The organism is Pseudomonas sp. PI1 (genome assembly GCF_000812405.1).
GTDB lineage: Bacteria > Pseudomonadota > Gammaproteobacteria > Pseudomonadales > Pseudomonadaceae > Pseudomonas > Pseudomonas citronellolis.
This window is the reverse complement of sequence record NZ_JWMC01000009.1, coordinates 165,570-178,471: the sequence shown is the minus strand read 5'-3', so window position 1 is coordinate 178,471 and position 12,902 is coordinate 165,570. Positions and strand designations below refer to the sequence as shown.

Sequence of the window (12,902 nt, the reverse complement as noted above, 5' to 3'; positions counted from 1 at the left end):
TCATGATGGTAACGGCCGACTCTAGCTTGGCTATGCCAAAACGCAACGGTGAATTTCCCGGTTATCCTCGTCCACCGGTGCCGGTTTAATTGGCGGCTGCTCATTACTTAGAGGCTCAGGAGAAATAGCATGAGCACGACAGATGATGGATTTCCTCCGCGGGTAAAAGAAGATCTACGGCGGGATGTTGGGGGTTACTGTTCAGCCCCATTTTGTGGGATTCAGACCTTTGTCTACGACCGGGCCCGGCGCAAAGACAAGCTGACGGGCGATGCTGCGCATATCTGCGGAGCGCGCCCACACGCGGCCCGATATTACGATCTGCCGATGGATGTGGATCGTCACGGCTATGAAAATGGGATTTGGCTGTGCGCGGTGTGCCATCGCATGATCGATCACAGTGCGTGCCTTTACCCGGTTGACATGCTGCTCCATTGGAAGCGCCTGGCAATAGACGCTCACCAAGCCGGAGGACGCCGCCTTCAAGCTCTGATGGTTGGCAGTGATCTCACCCGCGATCATCAAAACGCGGCGCAATTTCTCAACGACGTATGGCAGGTCAGAGTGAAGTTCCGGGAGGCGAAGTTCAACGTATCGCCCGGGGATCGGTTCAACTCCACTGTAAAGTTCGACACTGAGTTTGCTCGACTGATTCGGAACCGGGCCGGCCTGTACATGGCCAAGCCCTGGAACGCCTACCATCCGCACTGGACATTCACTCCGGAAATTCAGGTTTGGGAAAGTGAGATCGTTCGGATGGCTGGACGCCTGGCCGAAATGCCTGCCCTGGCATTGATGGGTGAGGGAATGTTCGATTTCTACCACCAGGTGGACGAGGAGGGGAATTTGGTGTTCCGCGACGAATCAACGAGGTCCCTGCACATCTTTGTGCAGATGCTGGAGCGCTTCGACGAGTTCCTGACGGATTACAAGGGGCCACAACAGAGCCCCTATGGCTCCTCACCCTATGGCTTCTAGCAGGGTGCGACTGTACCGAGGTGGAAGGTCTCTTGGACCTTCCTGCTCACCAGTTCGAGTGCTTCATCGACGGTCAGCGGGGGAAGGGAGTCGTCTCGGTAGAAGACATGCACTCCGCGCCCGATGAGATTGGCAGTTCCCCGCTCGCGATTGATGCGCAGTTGGCAGGCATCTATCGAGTGTCCGCCGGCTGCACGGCCCATGATGGCGAAGATGCTCTTCGCACAGCCTTCGGGAGATGCGAAATCGAACTCCTCGGGGATAGGAGTCGAGGTGGTGGGCAGCACCGGAATGGTGGTCGATCCATAAAGCAGGTGGGCGTGCTGGAGTTTCATGGCCGTGCTCCTGTTGTGGTTTGCAGTCAGGATCGGCCGCATGCTCTTGTGCCAGAAGCAGCTGGGCCGGAGTAATCCCGGCCCCACCGGCGCCTTCAAGCGACCGCCGCGGACTCCACAATCTGTACCGGGAACCCGATTGGCTCCAGGGCCTGATATACGACTTCGCCGCCAATGGTCTCGTGCGCCAGCAGTTGCTCGACGATGAAATCCAGCTCTGGGCGGCAGTTCTCGATCAGTGCCAACGCCTTTTCATACCCAGCGTTCAGCAGCGTATCCACCTTTTCCATGATGATCCGGGCATCGATCGCTATGCCGAGCTCTCGCATGGTCGCCAGGCTGGTGAGGCTTTCGTCATTGGACATCCCGTAACTGGTCACCATTGAAAGGGCTATCCTAGTGGCTTCTTGCAGGTCCCCGGCAGCGCCAGTGGATACTTCCTGAAAGACGTTAGCTTCCGCAGCGCGACCGGCCAGAACCATAGCGAGCTGCGCCTGAATCTCGGACTGCAAATGCAGTCGCTTGTCCTCGAGCGGAAGAATCAGGGTGACGCCTTGCGCAGGCCCGCGGGGGAGAATGGTGACTTTTTCCACCCGTCCGGTGTTGAGAAGCGCGCCAACCAGTGCATGACCAGCTTCATGAACTGCCACTCTACGACGGTCCTCAGGGCTTGCCAGTTTCTGGTTCTCATCCGCTTCACCCATGCGCTGGATCTCGATTGCTTCCAGGATGTGGTGCATTCCAACTTCGGTATCGCTGCTGCGAGCGGCAAGAAGCGCTGCGTTGTTCGCAACGAAGGCGATAGCTGCTGGCGTCAGCCCCATGCAGTTCTTGGCAAGGCGGTCATAGTTCAGGTCTTCTGCCGGCTTGGTCTTGCCTAGGTACAGCTGCAGTAAGCGTACCCGGTCCTCGAGCGTCGGTAGGGGGACATGAACGGTCCGGTCGAATCGACCTTCCCGGCGAAGAGCTTTGTCCAGGGCATCGACATGGTTGGTTGCGGCGATCAGCATCACCCCAGCATTTTCGCTAAACCCATCCAGCTCGGTGAGGAACTGATTGACGATGCGGTTCCCTTCACCATCGGCAAGGCGCCCTTGGTCGACGCGCCGGCCAATCCCGTCTATTTCGTCGATGAACAGGATGCACGGCGCTTTGCGGCGTGCCTCTCGGAACAGGCCCTTTACCTTCTGGATGCCAACGCCATAGAACATGCTGCTGAAGCTGCTGCCATTCGCTTCGATGAAGTTCACGCCACACTCATTTGCCAGCGCCTTGGCCAAGAGCGTTTTGCCTACGCCTGGGTCGCCGGTAAACAGAACCCCTCTCGGTGGTCGCGCGTTCAGCAGGGCGAAATTCTCTGGGGTCCGCAGCCATGCGGTCATGTCCATCAGGGTTCGCTTTGCCTCATCGCACCCGATCACGTCCTTGAAGGTGACCTTGGATGTCGCTTTTTTCCTACGGATCGTGAGGTAGGGGCTCAACATGGGCCAGAGCATGCACCCGAAGAAGAGGACCATCATCAGTTGAACCGCTACGTCCAGCGAACGGGCTGCGCTGATCTGAGGGCCGATCTTCAGTTCCTGAATGGTGAACAACGGAGTCTTTTCGTTGTAGATCAAGTTGAGCAACTGCCGGGCTACTTGGCCGAACTGGTCGCTCACGACATAGGCCCGTTCGTCCTTGGTCGTGATGTAGATGTCTTCCTTCCCGATGTCAGCTTCGATGACGTTCCCTAGACGGACGTCTTCCATGAGGTTGTCCAGCGTTTTCCTGTTATCGGTCCACCGGGAGGGGTTCTTGCTGATCTGATCCATGATCGTTGCCTGGTGCTGACCAGCAGACGTATCAGGCCCCTGGGGTTGCAGGAATTGGTTGTACGCCCAGTATCCGCCGAACAGCACCAAGGTGAGTGCGCACCCGATCATTGACTGCACATACTTGTTGCGCAGGGACCGGCGGATGCGCGTGAGGAGCGAGTCTTTCATGGAGTTCCCTTTAGGCCGGGCCCAAGGCTGGCCCGCTGGTGATGAAAAGATCATGAGCAGGTGGAGTGTTCAAGCCATCTCCACCTTCTGAAAAGCTGGCGCTTGGTTAAAAGCCCATGCCGAGCTGCTCTGTCAGCTGGGTGGCCGGAGCAGGCTTGGGCGCTGGCGAATGGTTGCCTGCAGGCGCGTCTGCAGGCACGTACACCGGCTCCTTCTGCAGGCCCAGTTCAACTTTGATCTTTTGGACAGCAAGGTAGGCCTCGATGTAGGGACGGGTGTGTTCACCGTGAAGCCCACGAGTGCTCAGGTTGAGCCCTACCTTTCCACTTGCATCAGCCATGAGGTAGCGACGGCCATCCTTGATCACCTGAACGAAGCCCTGTGCGTATCCGCTCTCCGCGAAGCGGGTGAGGCGGTCTACTTCAGAGAAACGTGAGCACAGGCTTGTGTGCAGAACCTGCAGGTGATGCTCGGCTTTCTTGAGGTCGTCTTGCTTCGGATCTACGCCGGCCCATTCGAGGATAGTGGCCCAGGTGCCGGATTGAGTGCGCGGCAGCTGGACTCCGGTAACCGCGGTGAACACTGCCTTGCCGACATTGTTCAATCCGTTTGCCAGGAAATTGAGCGCATACGCATCGCGTGCCAGGAGAGCTTCGGCGAAATGCAGGTGATAGTCCCGCACCTGGATTTCTCGACCGGCGCGCCCGCCCAGCTCGTGAGCGTACATGGCTGCTATCCCTTCGACCGTATGGGTCTCAGGTGACGGTTGGAGTTTGCGTACTGCAGTCATCGTGTATCCCCTGGCTGTGTTCAGAATGGACACAGTTTCAGGGCAGACGATGCGTGCCAGAACCGCAGTGAATTGCCCTGCGGCCCTGGTAGAAGGCCTTACAGGCGCTGAACCTTTACCTTCAGCTTGATCTCATCAGCACCTATTCCGTTAGCAATTTCCACCTCGGAATTAGCCATGACGACCATGCTGCTGTTTAGACTTTGGATACGGAAGGATGCAGATTCGAGTTCGGTGTCTCCGAGTTTGAGTTTTTGCTCTTCGAGGACCTGAACGTAGCTACCGTCGACAGAGACGGCAAATTTGTCGTCGGACGCTTCTCGAGCCGTAATATCGGCCATGAACCCAACGGGCACCTTTTCCTTCTCTCGAGTCGGTTTGTCACAGGCGGGTTTGAAGGGATTCAACCAGCGGCTGATGCCTTCCCGGCACGTCACCGTCACGTTGGTATCGATTTCCTTGAAACGCCCATCGTTGAAATGGGCGGTAGCCCCTTTCGAGATTTCCTGGGTACCGCTGCTGAGCACAACGCCGCCCTTGGTGACTTCGGTCTGGATCGTGATGCGATCGCCGGCGGATGCAGGCACCGAAATTACAGCGGCCGCGACTGCGGCAAGAGCAAGCATGGGGAGTTTTGGCATTCGTTCTCCAAAGGGTATTTAAACCCTGGATTGAGGGGTGAAGCACCTTTTCAGGTGCTTCGTTCAATGAGGCGGATCATTGCCTTGGCAGCTTGAGAGAGCCTACTGTTCTTGGTCGACGGCGCTCCGCTGACCGACAGCCATGCAGCCGGCAACGAACATAAGGATGAGAAGGCAAAGGGCACCGGCCCCCATGGTCGTCAGCAGACCGAAGATTCGATCCGGGTCAGCGGTCATGTCCTGGTCGAACAAGGCGTACAGCCAGTCACTCTTGAAGCGGCCGAGATAGTAGGTCAGAGCGAACACCGCAAAAATGATCAAACGAAGCATCATGAGCTCCTACAGGACTGCTTTGAGATAGTCGATTGCGGGGTCAAGTTGCTGGACGGGATTGACCTGGTGGTCATCCATGAAGCCGATCAGCAACTGGACATCGGAACTGAAGGCTCCCGAAGTCAACAGGGCCTGCGCCAGCGAGCTGCCAACTTCGTATTTGGAAGCTGCAGCCTCCCAGTTACCAACTGGACCGACCTTAGCGATTTGCGAAATGCATCGTTGGGCGGTGAACCCGCTGGTGAGTCCACCGCGGATAGACAGGAGGATTGCCAGTTGCGTCTGAGACGAAACCTCGGTGTCCTGGGGCTTGGTAGCGTCAGTGTTCTGGTTCATATGGATAGGAGTCCAATGGTGGAGACTCCTATCCTATGAAGTGGTGGCGACCCGTACGAGCCAAGTTGAGGGGCTGAAATCCGTTATGGACCGGGACGGCGGACTCACTTCTTCGAGATGATCTCCAGTACCCGCACGAACAGGTTGATGATGTCCAGGTAGAGCGATGCCGCGCTGTCCACCGCGTTGTCGACGGTCCGCTCGATCTGGTTGGCCCGCCCCCAATCCACACCTACGTATCCACAAAAAATGGCTGCGACGATCCAGTCCATTACGCCCAGTTTTACGTCGAACACGAAGATCTGCAGCAGCTCAACCACGATCGTGATGCACAACGCCCAGAAAAGCGCAGCCTCGATCCGTTTGAAGAAGGCCGGGAACAGCGTTCCCAGAACCATCATGGATACCGTGAGGAGGGTGGTGACACGGACTGCCGCGATGATGTTTTCCTGCGAGTGGCCGGGAATGAACATGACCAATACCAGGCCGATCGGAACCACGATCATGTTGTAGCCGAAGAAGCTAATGATCGGGTTCTTCGAGCTGAAGATAATGATGCAGCCGACGATCGCACTGGCGAAGTATCCGATGATGAACACCAACGGGTTGATCGCTTTGATGGTTTCGGTCGGGATGGTTGCTACCATCCACCAGTTCAGGGCGAAGCCCCAGAGAAGTACCGCTCCGAGGATCAGGTTGTAAACCGACGCGGATATCTGGTGATAGCTGCCGATGCGGCTGAAGGTATCGTTCTTGAACATGATGGTTCCTTTCGCTCGACGAGCCCCCCATGGACATCGTCAGGTCCTACATTCAATTACCTGGTCGCGTGTGCCACCAGCTGGTTCATAGCAACTTAGAGATGCTCAACTACATCCCCGCTCTGAGAGTAAAAGACGGTTTTGTTGACGACGTTGAACTCTCTATCTTGGTATGCAGCTCGCCACATAGACTCCGGGACGTCGCAGCCCAGTTCACGGACCACCCCCTTGAAATAGCCAAGCTCCTGGGCATGAGAACGTGGGTCGTCGAGGTTGGAGTAAATGATCCGTTCATCGCTGTATTGCTGGCCCGCAGGCGGCTCCGCGAAAACGACTAGGTAGAACTCTGCCATTGGCTTGTCCCACCCAAGTTGAACCCGGACCAAGCCATTGGACTTCGCGCACGGCACGCAAACAATGTGTTGGCTCATCCGAAATCCCTAGAAGTTGATGAATGTTGGCGCATCGGCCAGCTTGAAACGGTACGAAATGATAGGTCCGCGCTTGATTCCTCCCCAGAACGTGGACGCATTTGAGGTCTGATCCGGCACCACCAATGTGCGCGAAAGCAGTGTGAGTTCCTTTGCCTGGTCGAGCAGCCACACTGGTTCATAATCTGGCTCAGGGCGATCTGCGCCGATGAATAGCAGATACACCCGCTGAAGCTCGGTGCTGTAAGCAACCCCTACATTCTTTTTGCCCATGAAGTCGGGATAACAGATCAACTCATATCGATCAATGTCCGCGCCGACACCATCGTTGAGGGCGTGACGATACTCGGCCAACATCATTTCTGCTTCCGCATATGCGTCAGCAATGGGAGTTTTCCCTTTTCCACTGAATGGTATCGGATCGCTGAGAGTGCATTTTCCTGTGGGCGTATCAGTCATTTGTCATTCCCTACATTATCGCGGGCGCGAATAACACGCCTCTTTTACGGCCCAAGCCCCACACTTGATGGGGCTTGGGATTCAACAGACGGGCTTAACCGATCAGGATGCTTTGGCGAGGTGAGGAGCCTGGGCCACTGGTGTGAGGAGTTCGACCAGCGCGGACTGCTGTTTCACGTCGAGCTTCCTGAAACGGGCAATTAGGCGAAGTTCATCCGCGGACAGACCTTCGCCGTTCGCTGCAGGAAGGTTCTCATTCCCATCCTGAGATTCGGCCTCAAGGCTCGCTTCGAGCCGAGCAAGGATTTCTGAGTTCATGCTGCGGAAGTTCCCCCGGGCAACGTCCGCGATTTTGTTGCGCATTCCGTCCGGGAAGCGAACCACGAATTTGTCTGCGATTCGTGAGGCATATAGTGGGAATTGACTGTTGCTCACTTTCTTTCCTTCATTCTGTCCACGTTCATGCGACTGAGGACCTCTCAGGGCAGTCCATGGGGTTGTTAGTCTATCGGCCCGCTGGCGTTATTCGAGCCAAACCGAGGCCCAGGTTTTCAGGCTGTACTACTGAAGCGCTTGGTCATTGTCGGCCGGTGCTAGTCTGGGATCGGGTTGGTTTCGTTCTCGTCGCGGATAGCGCGGCACAGGTTCAACAGCGCTTCACGGACCTTCGGGGAGCGGCCGCCGCCGGAGAAGGGCACACAGAACTCGACGTCTGCCATTTCACCCTCGTCGCTGATCACTGCTACGCAAACGTCAGAGTCCCCGTCCAGGATCAACCGCAAGCGTCCTTGGCCCATATCCTCCCTGCGTTCGAAGAACTCACCCAGGGGAAGCGGCGGCCCCTGATCCTCGGTCTGCTGCTTGAGCAGTGCGCGGGCAGCCTCAATGACCTGGCCGCCAAAGAGTGTGTCGCCGAATCGACCTCCGTCCTCGGTCAGCGTTTCTGCTGCCTCTTCGATTGCCAGGCTGGTGATCAGGACCATAGTTTCATCCTCGTAGTTCGGGTTTAGAGAAACAGCGCCAGCTGCCCGATCAGGGCATTTCGCTTGTCTTCTTCCTTTTTCTGGAACTTTGCTTGCAGGGTTTCGACCAGCGCATGCGGGTCATTGATGATCGGCATCAGCCCGTGGAACCAGGCCTGGTTGCCCACGCGCATCATCCGATCCCACTCTCCCAGGCTGCCCTTGTAGAGGGTTACAGTTCCGAGACCGACCAGGTAATGGACAACGCCAGAGGGGTTATCCAGCACCGAGATTCGGTTCAGGGCATAGTCGAGGTCGAACTCCCAGAACAATGCCGCACCTTCTTCGTCGATCTCGAACTCGTCACCTACGTTCGCGTTCTGAACGATCTTGCCGTTCGGAAGAACGGTGGTGTCTTCCCAATCCACGGCAGCAGCTTCCACATTGCGGAATCCGCGCCACGCGGCGAAATATTCCTCATCCGCGAAGGGAACCTCTGCACGGAAGGAAACGTCCTTCTCGGTGTACTTAGGAATCGAGGCAAGATCGGGAATGTCATAACGCTTGCCTTGCTCGTAGATCTCTTTCCAGGTGCGCAGGGCCATGAAGCTGCGTTGGTACTGGTACCGGCCCCAGAGGCAGTCCAGAGCGATTAGCTGGCGGTGGTCAAGAAGATGGAAGCGGGGAGCAATGCCCAGCTTGCGTGCAGCGATCTGCTCCCGGACTTGTATCGTCAGAATCAGGCGCAGCAGCTCCAGGGTATATCCCGGAGCGTAAGCGTTGGGTACGACCTTAATTGTCCCGGTTTCTTCGTTGATCGTACGCGCCAGCCAGCAGCGCGCAGACGGATCGAAGTGTCGCGCCAGCATGTAGTTCCGCAGGTCGAGCAGGGGCTTCATCCAAGCGTGCTTTCCGCCCTCAGCCGAAATCATGTTTTCGGCGCTGGTGTCCTTCGAGATACGTCCGCAGGCCCAGCAACCTGTCCTGGCGGAGCAGGGTGGGCGGTTCTGCTCCCGGCCCGAGATGTACTGGTTGACCATGCAGTCCCCGCCGTTGGCGTCCCGGTAGATATCAACCAACTCTTCGAAGTCGGAGTAGGCCTCAATCTTCTCGGAGCGGACGTGCCCGATGTAGGTGAAGATGTCGAACGCATCCCATTCGGCGATCGGGCTCAACACGAGTTGACCATCTTCCATCGCATCGACAGCTTCCGTAGAACTCTCACCTCGAGCCTTCATCCGTGCAGCGCGCTGCGCGCTTTCCTCGAAGCGTGTGCCGATCAGGCTTACCAGATTTGCGTCTTTCGCTTTGACTCCATCCTTTTCGGCTATCCAGGCACGCACTTGGCGCTTGATTCGGTCCAATGCTGACTTCTTCATCATCTGTTGGCACTTGGTGTTGTTGCCCACCGACATGATCGTGCGGCCGGACAGCAGGCCAACGAGATAGTCGTTGGACAGATTTGGGGAGGCCACCCAAACACGAGTCTCGATACCGGCAGTTTTGGCGTAAGCCTTGATCGCCCTGATCTGGCCTTTGTTGTAGATCTCGATCACTGGATTTTCGAGACCAGTGTTCGAATGGATTACGTGCAGTGCCGGAACACTGTGGCCTTCAGCGATCAGATCGCGCAGGGCGGTAAACGCCAAATTCAGTGTCACGCTGCTGTCCTTGCCTCCCGACCAGGCCACCACTAGGCGACGACCTTCGCGCACCTGCTGCTTGATGGCCTCAACCGCGGCTTTCACCTTCTCGTCGAAGGTCAGGTCTACCACCTGCAGAAGAACCGGGGCAGGCTCTGCGGCGTCGAATAGGCCGGCTTGTATCGACTGGTTCAGTTTGGTTTGCGCGGAGGTCATGGTGCTGGGCTCACTGCGATGAATATCGGAATGAGCCCAGTTTCAGGGGCACTTGGTTGTGCCAGAACCGGGGTAAAGGAAAAGTTTCGAGTTGCTGCTCAGGGGAGGTATGGGAGCCGCTGGGCGCAACTCAGGGGCTAAGTTCAGTGCCAATAGCTGGAGTTGAACCAGGGTTAGGGGGCAGGCGCCCCCTCAGTTAACGGACGGGATGATCAGGAGCCGAGATTGCGGTTCAGCCCGGCTGGACCAGCACTATCGGGACTCGCACTACGGGGCCCATCTCTTTGGCGACGATAGCGCGGCAGGCGGCCACCTTGACGCCCTTGTAGGTTTCAAAGCTGGTGCCCGAGTCGAAGCAATGAGCGCTCCCCCAAAATTCACCTTGGCGGCTCGGGTCTCCCGATTCGTGGTTGCCCAGGACGATGGCGCGCTTCTCGATCAACGGGCCAAGTTGGCTCCAGTTGCTCGAGGGGCTGTATTTGTCGCCGATCTTGGCCATCATGCCGCCAGGCGCTTTATCCCAGATCCAGTAGCCTCCATTCGCTGTATTTCCGAAAGCCATCGGGTCGTACTTTATCGGCAGGCCTTCAATCGTTGCGATGGCCCAGTCCAGTGCCGCGCCGATCAGCTCCTCAGTTTGTACTTCAACCATGTTCATCGTTGTGGTCCTTCTTCTAGAGACGCGCTCTTGGGGGGTTGGTTATGCGATGACGCGATTCAAGAGGATCGCCGGGGCGGTGAGCTGGGGAGTTTGCTTGGCGGCTGTGATAGCCAGGATGCCCTTGCTGCAGCTGATCTGCAGAATGGCACCCTGATCGTCACGCGCCAGGATGGACACGCCCATCGACATTGCGACGTCTAAGCGCATGGCTCCAGATGCCACGGCGTAGCCGAGGGCGGTGAGTTGCTGGAGTGGGGAGTGCTGCTGGCTCATGGCTCATTACTCGCTTGTTCGTTGATGTAGCCATGTTCGAGCGGCTCAGCCTGTGCCACCACCAGGGGCTGAATTTTCTTTCAGGCCCCTTACTCAGTCGATGAACCGACGGAACTGAGCCCTTTCCGGATGCTTTGCCATCGGCATAAGGCGATCCGCTTCTGTGGGTTCCTGCAGCTCTCCGTCCCTCAGCACGCAAGTCATGAGACCATCGACCGCATCGCGCAGTACGTCGTTGAGATTTCGCAGGTGTAGTGCTTCTTCCTCATGACCATGAAAGGCCGCTTGTTCGCAAAGGCCTACGAGAAGCATGGAATTCGCGATGAGGGACAGGGCCTCCAGGGACATCTCCAGATTGCGCTGGCAAGCCTGCGATGCGACCACCACACGGTCTGCTTGCGGCAGAACCATGGCAACTGCACCGTTGTTGTACTCGCGGAGCTCCCAGAGACCGCCAGAAAACTTGCCCTCCATCAGCGAATTCATGACCGAATACAGGTTGTTTGCGAAGTTCGAGCTTTGGCGACCGATCTTCAGTTCCAAATGCTGTACAGCATGCTCATTGGGGATTACGCGGTAGGACACGTGGAAGACTCCAGGACGATGAGCCCCGGTCAGCCCGGGGCGTAGGGGTTAGATGGTGCTCGCGACCGGGGTGGCGACCAGTTGGGAGGTGATGATGTAGTGCTGACGATGACCTTCAGCAGTGGGGTCCGGGCTAGAGCCCGCCTCTTCGTAGAGGTTGCGGATTGCCACTTCCTGGGCGGTTCCCTCATCCGCACAGCGCACGTGATAGACAGAATCATCATCATCATCTGCGAGTCTGCAGGTCACGGCATACAGGCTGCCATTCGGGTCCACCTCATGAACGACACTGCGCAGAGGGACGAGTACCGAAGTGGAGGGCTGGATCGAATCATTGAGGGCAGTTGCCAGACGCTCGATGTGCTCGCGGCAGCCGCTTGAAAGTACCTCGATCGGTGAGTCCGGGTTGTCGGTGTTTACGCAGAGCTCCCAGGCAATCCCAAGCCAGGTGCTGGCGCTACTGGCAGCGCGATAGAAATTCTGGTGCTCACTTGGAAGGAGGTTGACCTCCTCTTGGTCATAGATGAGGACATGCTCGTCGTCATAGAGCAGGGCAAGCCCGGGAGCCAGGCCCACGTCGTGTTGAATGCTGCTCAGCAGATCTTGGTCCTGGGCAGGATGGATCGACCTGAACAGGATCGGGGTGGCTGGATCATCAGTGTTCTCCAGCTGGCCAACCTGGCGGGTGAATGAGTTCGTAATCTTCATAGGTGGACACCTGTGGCCGTTGTGTTGATGAGGTCATTACACGGTGGTCAGGGGTGTGCCAGAAGCGGTTCGTGAATTGGAGACGGGTACTTTGGTTGGTACCAGCTATACAGGCGGAATAGCCTCATGGATGCAAGGTCGTCGCGCCTTGCCAATCCCTAATAGGAGGCCTGAATGGCAAAGCCGGAAATCGACTGGTTGGTTTATGTGAATGGCGTGGAGGTAGGGCAGGTCCCCCACGAGGAAATGGAGCAGATCACCGCGACGGTGAAGCGCGACTGGGTGGTGTATGTCTCCCAGGGTGTGGAAGTCCTGAAAACGGCGCTTCGGATGCTGAAGCTCGCAGTGATGTGTGCCCCGGCGGTTGCGTTGCTTCTACTGGTGTTCGACGCTCTTAGCTCGCCAGTTGAATTCGATCGTGACTTCCAGCTGCGATCTCCTCACGAGCTGGTTCTGGCATATGCTGCGTTCGGATACCTGATCGCGGGCGGCACCACGCTGGTCATGCTGGCTATGGGGTGCCGGTTTGGCTTCCAAAACCAGTTTACGGCCCGCGTCGTGCGCTCTACCAGGAGATTCCTGGCGGTACCAGCGGACGGTGAGGTGCAAATAGAAGGGATTCACCGCCATCCACAACCGCCCGTGATGAGTTGGTGGCAGATTCTCCGTGCAGCACTCAAACCGCTGTGCAAGAGAGGGGAGGTGCAACCACCGGCGCAAGGATGATCAAGGCAAAGACACGAAGGCCGGCTTTGCCGGCCTTTTTGATGGGGCTATCTGAGTCGCACCAGGAAGCCTGCGAGGG

Annotated in this window: 18 protein-coding genes; 3 read left to right on the top strand and 15 right to left on the bottom strand. The window is 57.3% G+C overall.

Annotated elements, in window-relative coordinates; translation table 11 throughout:
* The first annotated feature begins 129 nt into the window (after positions 1-129).
* On the top strand, positions 130-978 hold the full coding sequence (locus RN02_RS03455; RefSeq protein ID WP_010792781.1) for an HNH endonuclease: 849 nt from the start codon (positions 130-132) through the stop codon (positions 976-978).
* Here RN02_RS03455 and RN02_RS03450 read toward each other — a convergent pair.
* The 7 genes from RN02_RS03450 to RN02_RS03420 form a co-directional block, all read right to left on the bottom strand.
* Positions 975-1,313, bottom strand: a complete 339-nt coding sequence (locus tag RN02_RS03450) for a hypothetical protein (protein WP_010792782.1) — start codon at positions 1,311-1,313, stop codon at positions 975-977. The two genes, RN02_RS03455 and RN02_RS03450, sit on opposite strands and share 4 nt — an antisense overlap.
* Before the next feature lie 95 nt (positions 1,314-1,408).
* Entirely contained in the window at positions 1,409-3,298 is a 1,890-nt protein-coding gene (locus tag RN02_RS03445) for an AAA family ATPase (protein WP_010792783.1), read from the bottom strand.
* A gap of 106 nt (positions 3,299-3,404) precedes the next feature.
* A complete protein-coding gene (locus tag RN02_RS03440; RefSeq protein WP_010792784.1) occupies positions 3,405-4,025 on the bottom strand; it encodes a hypothetical protein in 621 nt (206 codons plus the stop codon).
* Positions 4,026-4,186: 161 nt separating this feature from the next.
* The gene (locus RN02_RS03435) at positions 4,187-4,729 is read right to left on the bottom strand and encodes a hypothetical protein (protein WP_010792785.1); all 543 of its coding nucleotides are present in this window, start codon (positions 4,727-4,729) and stop codon (positions 4,187-4,189) included.
* 102 nt (positions 4,730-4,831) lie between these two features.
* Positions 4,832-5,059 (bottom strand): hypothetical protein, encoded by a 228-nt coding sequence (locus RN02_RS03430; RefSeq protein ID WP_010792786.1) that lies wholly within the window; start codon positions 5,057-5,059, stop codon positions 4,832-4,834.
* A gap of 9 nt (positions 5,060-5,068) precedes the next feature.
* Positions 5,069-5,398 (bottom strand): hypothetical protein, encoded by a 330-nt coding sequence (locus RN02_RS03425; protein ID WP_010792787.1) that lies wholly within the window; start codon positions 5,396-5,398, stop codon positions 5,069-5,071.
* Positions 5,399-5,502: 104 nt separating this feature from the next.
* Positions 5,503-6,159, bottom strand: coding sequence for a Bax inhibitor-1 family protein (locus RN02_RS03420; RefSeq protein WP_010792788.1), 657 nt, complete (start codon positions 6,157-6,159; stop codon positions 5,503-5,505).
* A gap of 29 nt (positions 6,160-6,188) precedes the next feature.
* Here RN02_RS03420 and RN02_RS33690 point away from each other — a divergent pair, with 29 nt between their 5' ends.
* Complete coding sequence (locus RN02_RS33690) at positions 6,189-6,497, top strand: hypothetical protein (RefSeq protein WP_157763368.1); 309 nt, start codon at positions 6,189-6,191, stop codon at positions 6,495-6,497.
* Positions 6,498-6,599: 102 nt separating this feature from the next.
* On the opposite strand, the gene RN02_RS03410 is transcribed toward RN02_RS33690, so the two are convergent.
* The 8 genes from RN02_RS03410 to RN02_RS03375 all read right to left on the bottom strand — a co-directional run bounded on the left by RN02_RS03410 (position 6,600) and on the right by RN02_RS03375 (position 12,097).
* Positions 6,600-7,049, bottom strand: coding sequence for a hypothetical protein (locus RN02_RS03410; RefSeq protein WP_026031883.1), 450 nt, complete (start codon positions 7,047-7,049; stop codon positions 6,600-6,602).
* Between the two features lie 102 nt (positions 7,050-7,151).
* Positions 7,152-7,484: an Arc family DNA-binding protein gene (locus RN02_RS03405; RefSeq protein ID WP_019437739.1), complete on the bottom strand. Its 333-nt coding sequence runs from the start codon at positions 7,482-7,484 to the stop codon at positions 7,152-7,154.
* A gap of 158 nt (positions 7,485-7,642) precedes the next feature.
* The gene (locus RN02_RS03400) at positions 7,643-8,032 is read right to left on the bottom strand and encodes a hypothetical protein (protein ID WP_010792791.1); all 390 of its coding nucleotides are present in this window, start codon (positions 8,030-8,032) and stop codon (positions 7,643-7,645) included.
* A gap of 23 nt (positions 8,033-8,055) precedes the next feature.
* Complete coding sequence (locus RN02_RS03395; protein WP_010792792.1) at positions 8,056-9,870, bottom strand: phosphoadenosine phosphosulfate reductase domain-containing protein; 1,815 nt, start codon at positions 9,868-9,870, stop codon at positions 8,056-8,058.
* Positions 9,871-10,102: 232 nt separating this feature from the next.
* Positions 10,103-10,528, bottom strand: a complete 426-nt coding sequence (locus RN02_RS03390; protein ID WP_010792793.1) for a phage protein NinX family protein — start codon at positions 10,526-10,528, stop codon at positions 10,103-10,105.
* A gap of 42 nt (positions 10,529-10,570) precedes the next feature.
* Positions 10,571-10,804 carry a hypothetical protein gene (locus tag RN02_RS03385; protein ID WP_019437737.1) on the bottom strand — a complete coding sequence of 78 codons (234 nt, stop codon included), beginning with the start codon at positions 10,802-10,804 and terminating at the stop codon, positions 10,571-10,573.
* A 93-nt stretch (positions 10,805-10,897) separates the two neighbouring features.
* Entirely contained in the window at positions 10,898-11,389 is a 492-nt protein-coding gene (locus tag RN02_RS03380; RefSeq protein WP_019437736.1) for a hypothetical protein, read from the bottom strand.
* Between the two features lie 48 nt (positions 11,390-11,437).
* The gene (locus RN02_RS03375; RefSeq protein WP_019437735.1) at positions 11,438-12,097 is read right to left on the bottom strand and encodes a hypothetical protein; all 660 of its coding nucleotides are present in this window, start codon (positions 12,095-12,097) and stop codon (positions 11,438-11,440) included.
* A gap of 174 nt (positions 12,098-12,271) precedes the next feature.
* Here RN02_RS03375 and RN02_RS03370 point away from each other — a divergent pair, with 174 nt between their 5' ends.
* Positions 12,272-12,823: a hypothetical protein gene (locus RN02_RS03370; RefSeq protein ID WP_043313053.1), complete on the top strand. Its 552-nt coding sequence runs from the start codon at positions 12,272-12,274 to the stop codon at positions 12,821-12,823.
* The last annotated feature ends 79 nt before the right edge of the window (positions 12,824-12,902 follow it).

Coding starts and splice junctions, on each gene's coding strand:
- RN02_RS03455 (WP_010792781.1), top strand. CDS start 130: ATGAGCACGACAGATGATGGATTTCCTCCGCGGGTAAAAGAAGATCTA.
- RN02_RS03450 (WP_010792782.1), bottom strand. CDS start 1,313: ATGAAACTCCAGCACGCCCACCTGCTTTATGGATCGACCACCATTCCG.
- RN02_RS03445 (WP_010792783.1), bottom strand. CDS start 3,298: ATGAAAGACTCGCTCCTCACGCGCATCCGCCGGTCCCTGCGCAACAAG.
- RN02_RS03440 (WP_010792784.1), bottom strand. CDS start 4,025: ATGTACGCTCACGAGCTGGGCGGGCGCGCCGGTCGAGAAATCCAGGTG.
- RN02_RS03435 (WP_010792785.1), bottom strand. CDS start 4,729: ATGCCAAAACTCCCCATGCTTGCTCTTGCCGCAGTCGCGGCCGCTGTA.
- RN02_RS03430 (WP_010792786.1), bottom strand. CDS start 5,059: ATGCTTCGTTTGATCATTTTTGCGGTGTTCGCTCTGACCTACTATCTC.
- RN02_RS03425 (WP_010792787.1), bottom strand. CDS start 5,398: ATGAACCAGAACACTGACGCTACCAAGCCCCAGGACACCGAGGTTTCG.
- RN02_RS03420 (WP_010792788.1), bottom strand. CDS start 6,159: ATGTTCAAGAACGATACCTTCAGCCGCATCGGCAGCTATCACCAGATA.
- RN02_RS33690 (WP_157763368.1), top strand. CDS start 6,189: ATGGACATCGTCAGGTCCTACATTCAATTACCTGGTCGCGTGTGCCAC.
- RN02_RS03410 (WP_026031883.1), bottom strand. CDS start 7,049: ATGACTGATACGCCCACAGGAAAATGCACTCTCAGCGATCCGATACCA.
- RN02_RS03400 (WP_010792791.1), bottom strand. CDS start 8,032: ATGGTCCTGATCACCAGCCTGGCAATCGAAGAGGCAGCAGAAACGCTG.
- RN02_RS03395 (WP_010792792.1), bottom strand. CDS start 9,870: ATGACCTCCGCGCAAACCAAACTGAACCAGTCGATACAAGCCGGCCTA.
- RN02_RS03390 (WP_010792793.1), bottom strand. CDS start 10,528: ATGAACATGGTTGAAGTACAAACTGAGGAGCTGATCGGCGCGGCACTG.
- RN02_RS03385 (WP_019437737.1), bottom strand. CDS start 10,804: ATGAGCCAGCAGCACTCCCCACTCCAGCAACTCACCGCCCTCGGCTAC.
- RN02_RS03375 (WP_019437735.1), bottom strand. CDS start 12,097: ATGAAGATTACGAACTCATTCACCCGCCAGGTTGGCCAGCTGGAGAAC.
- RN02_RS03370 (WP_043313053.1), top strand. CDS start 12,272: ATGGCAAAGCCGGAAATCGACTGGTTGGTTTATGTGAATGGCGTGGAG.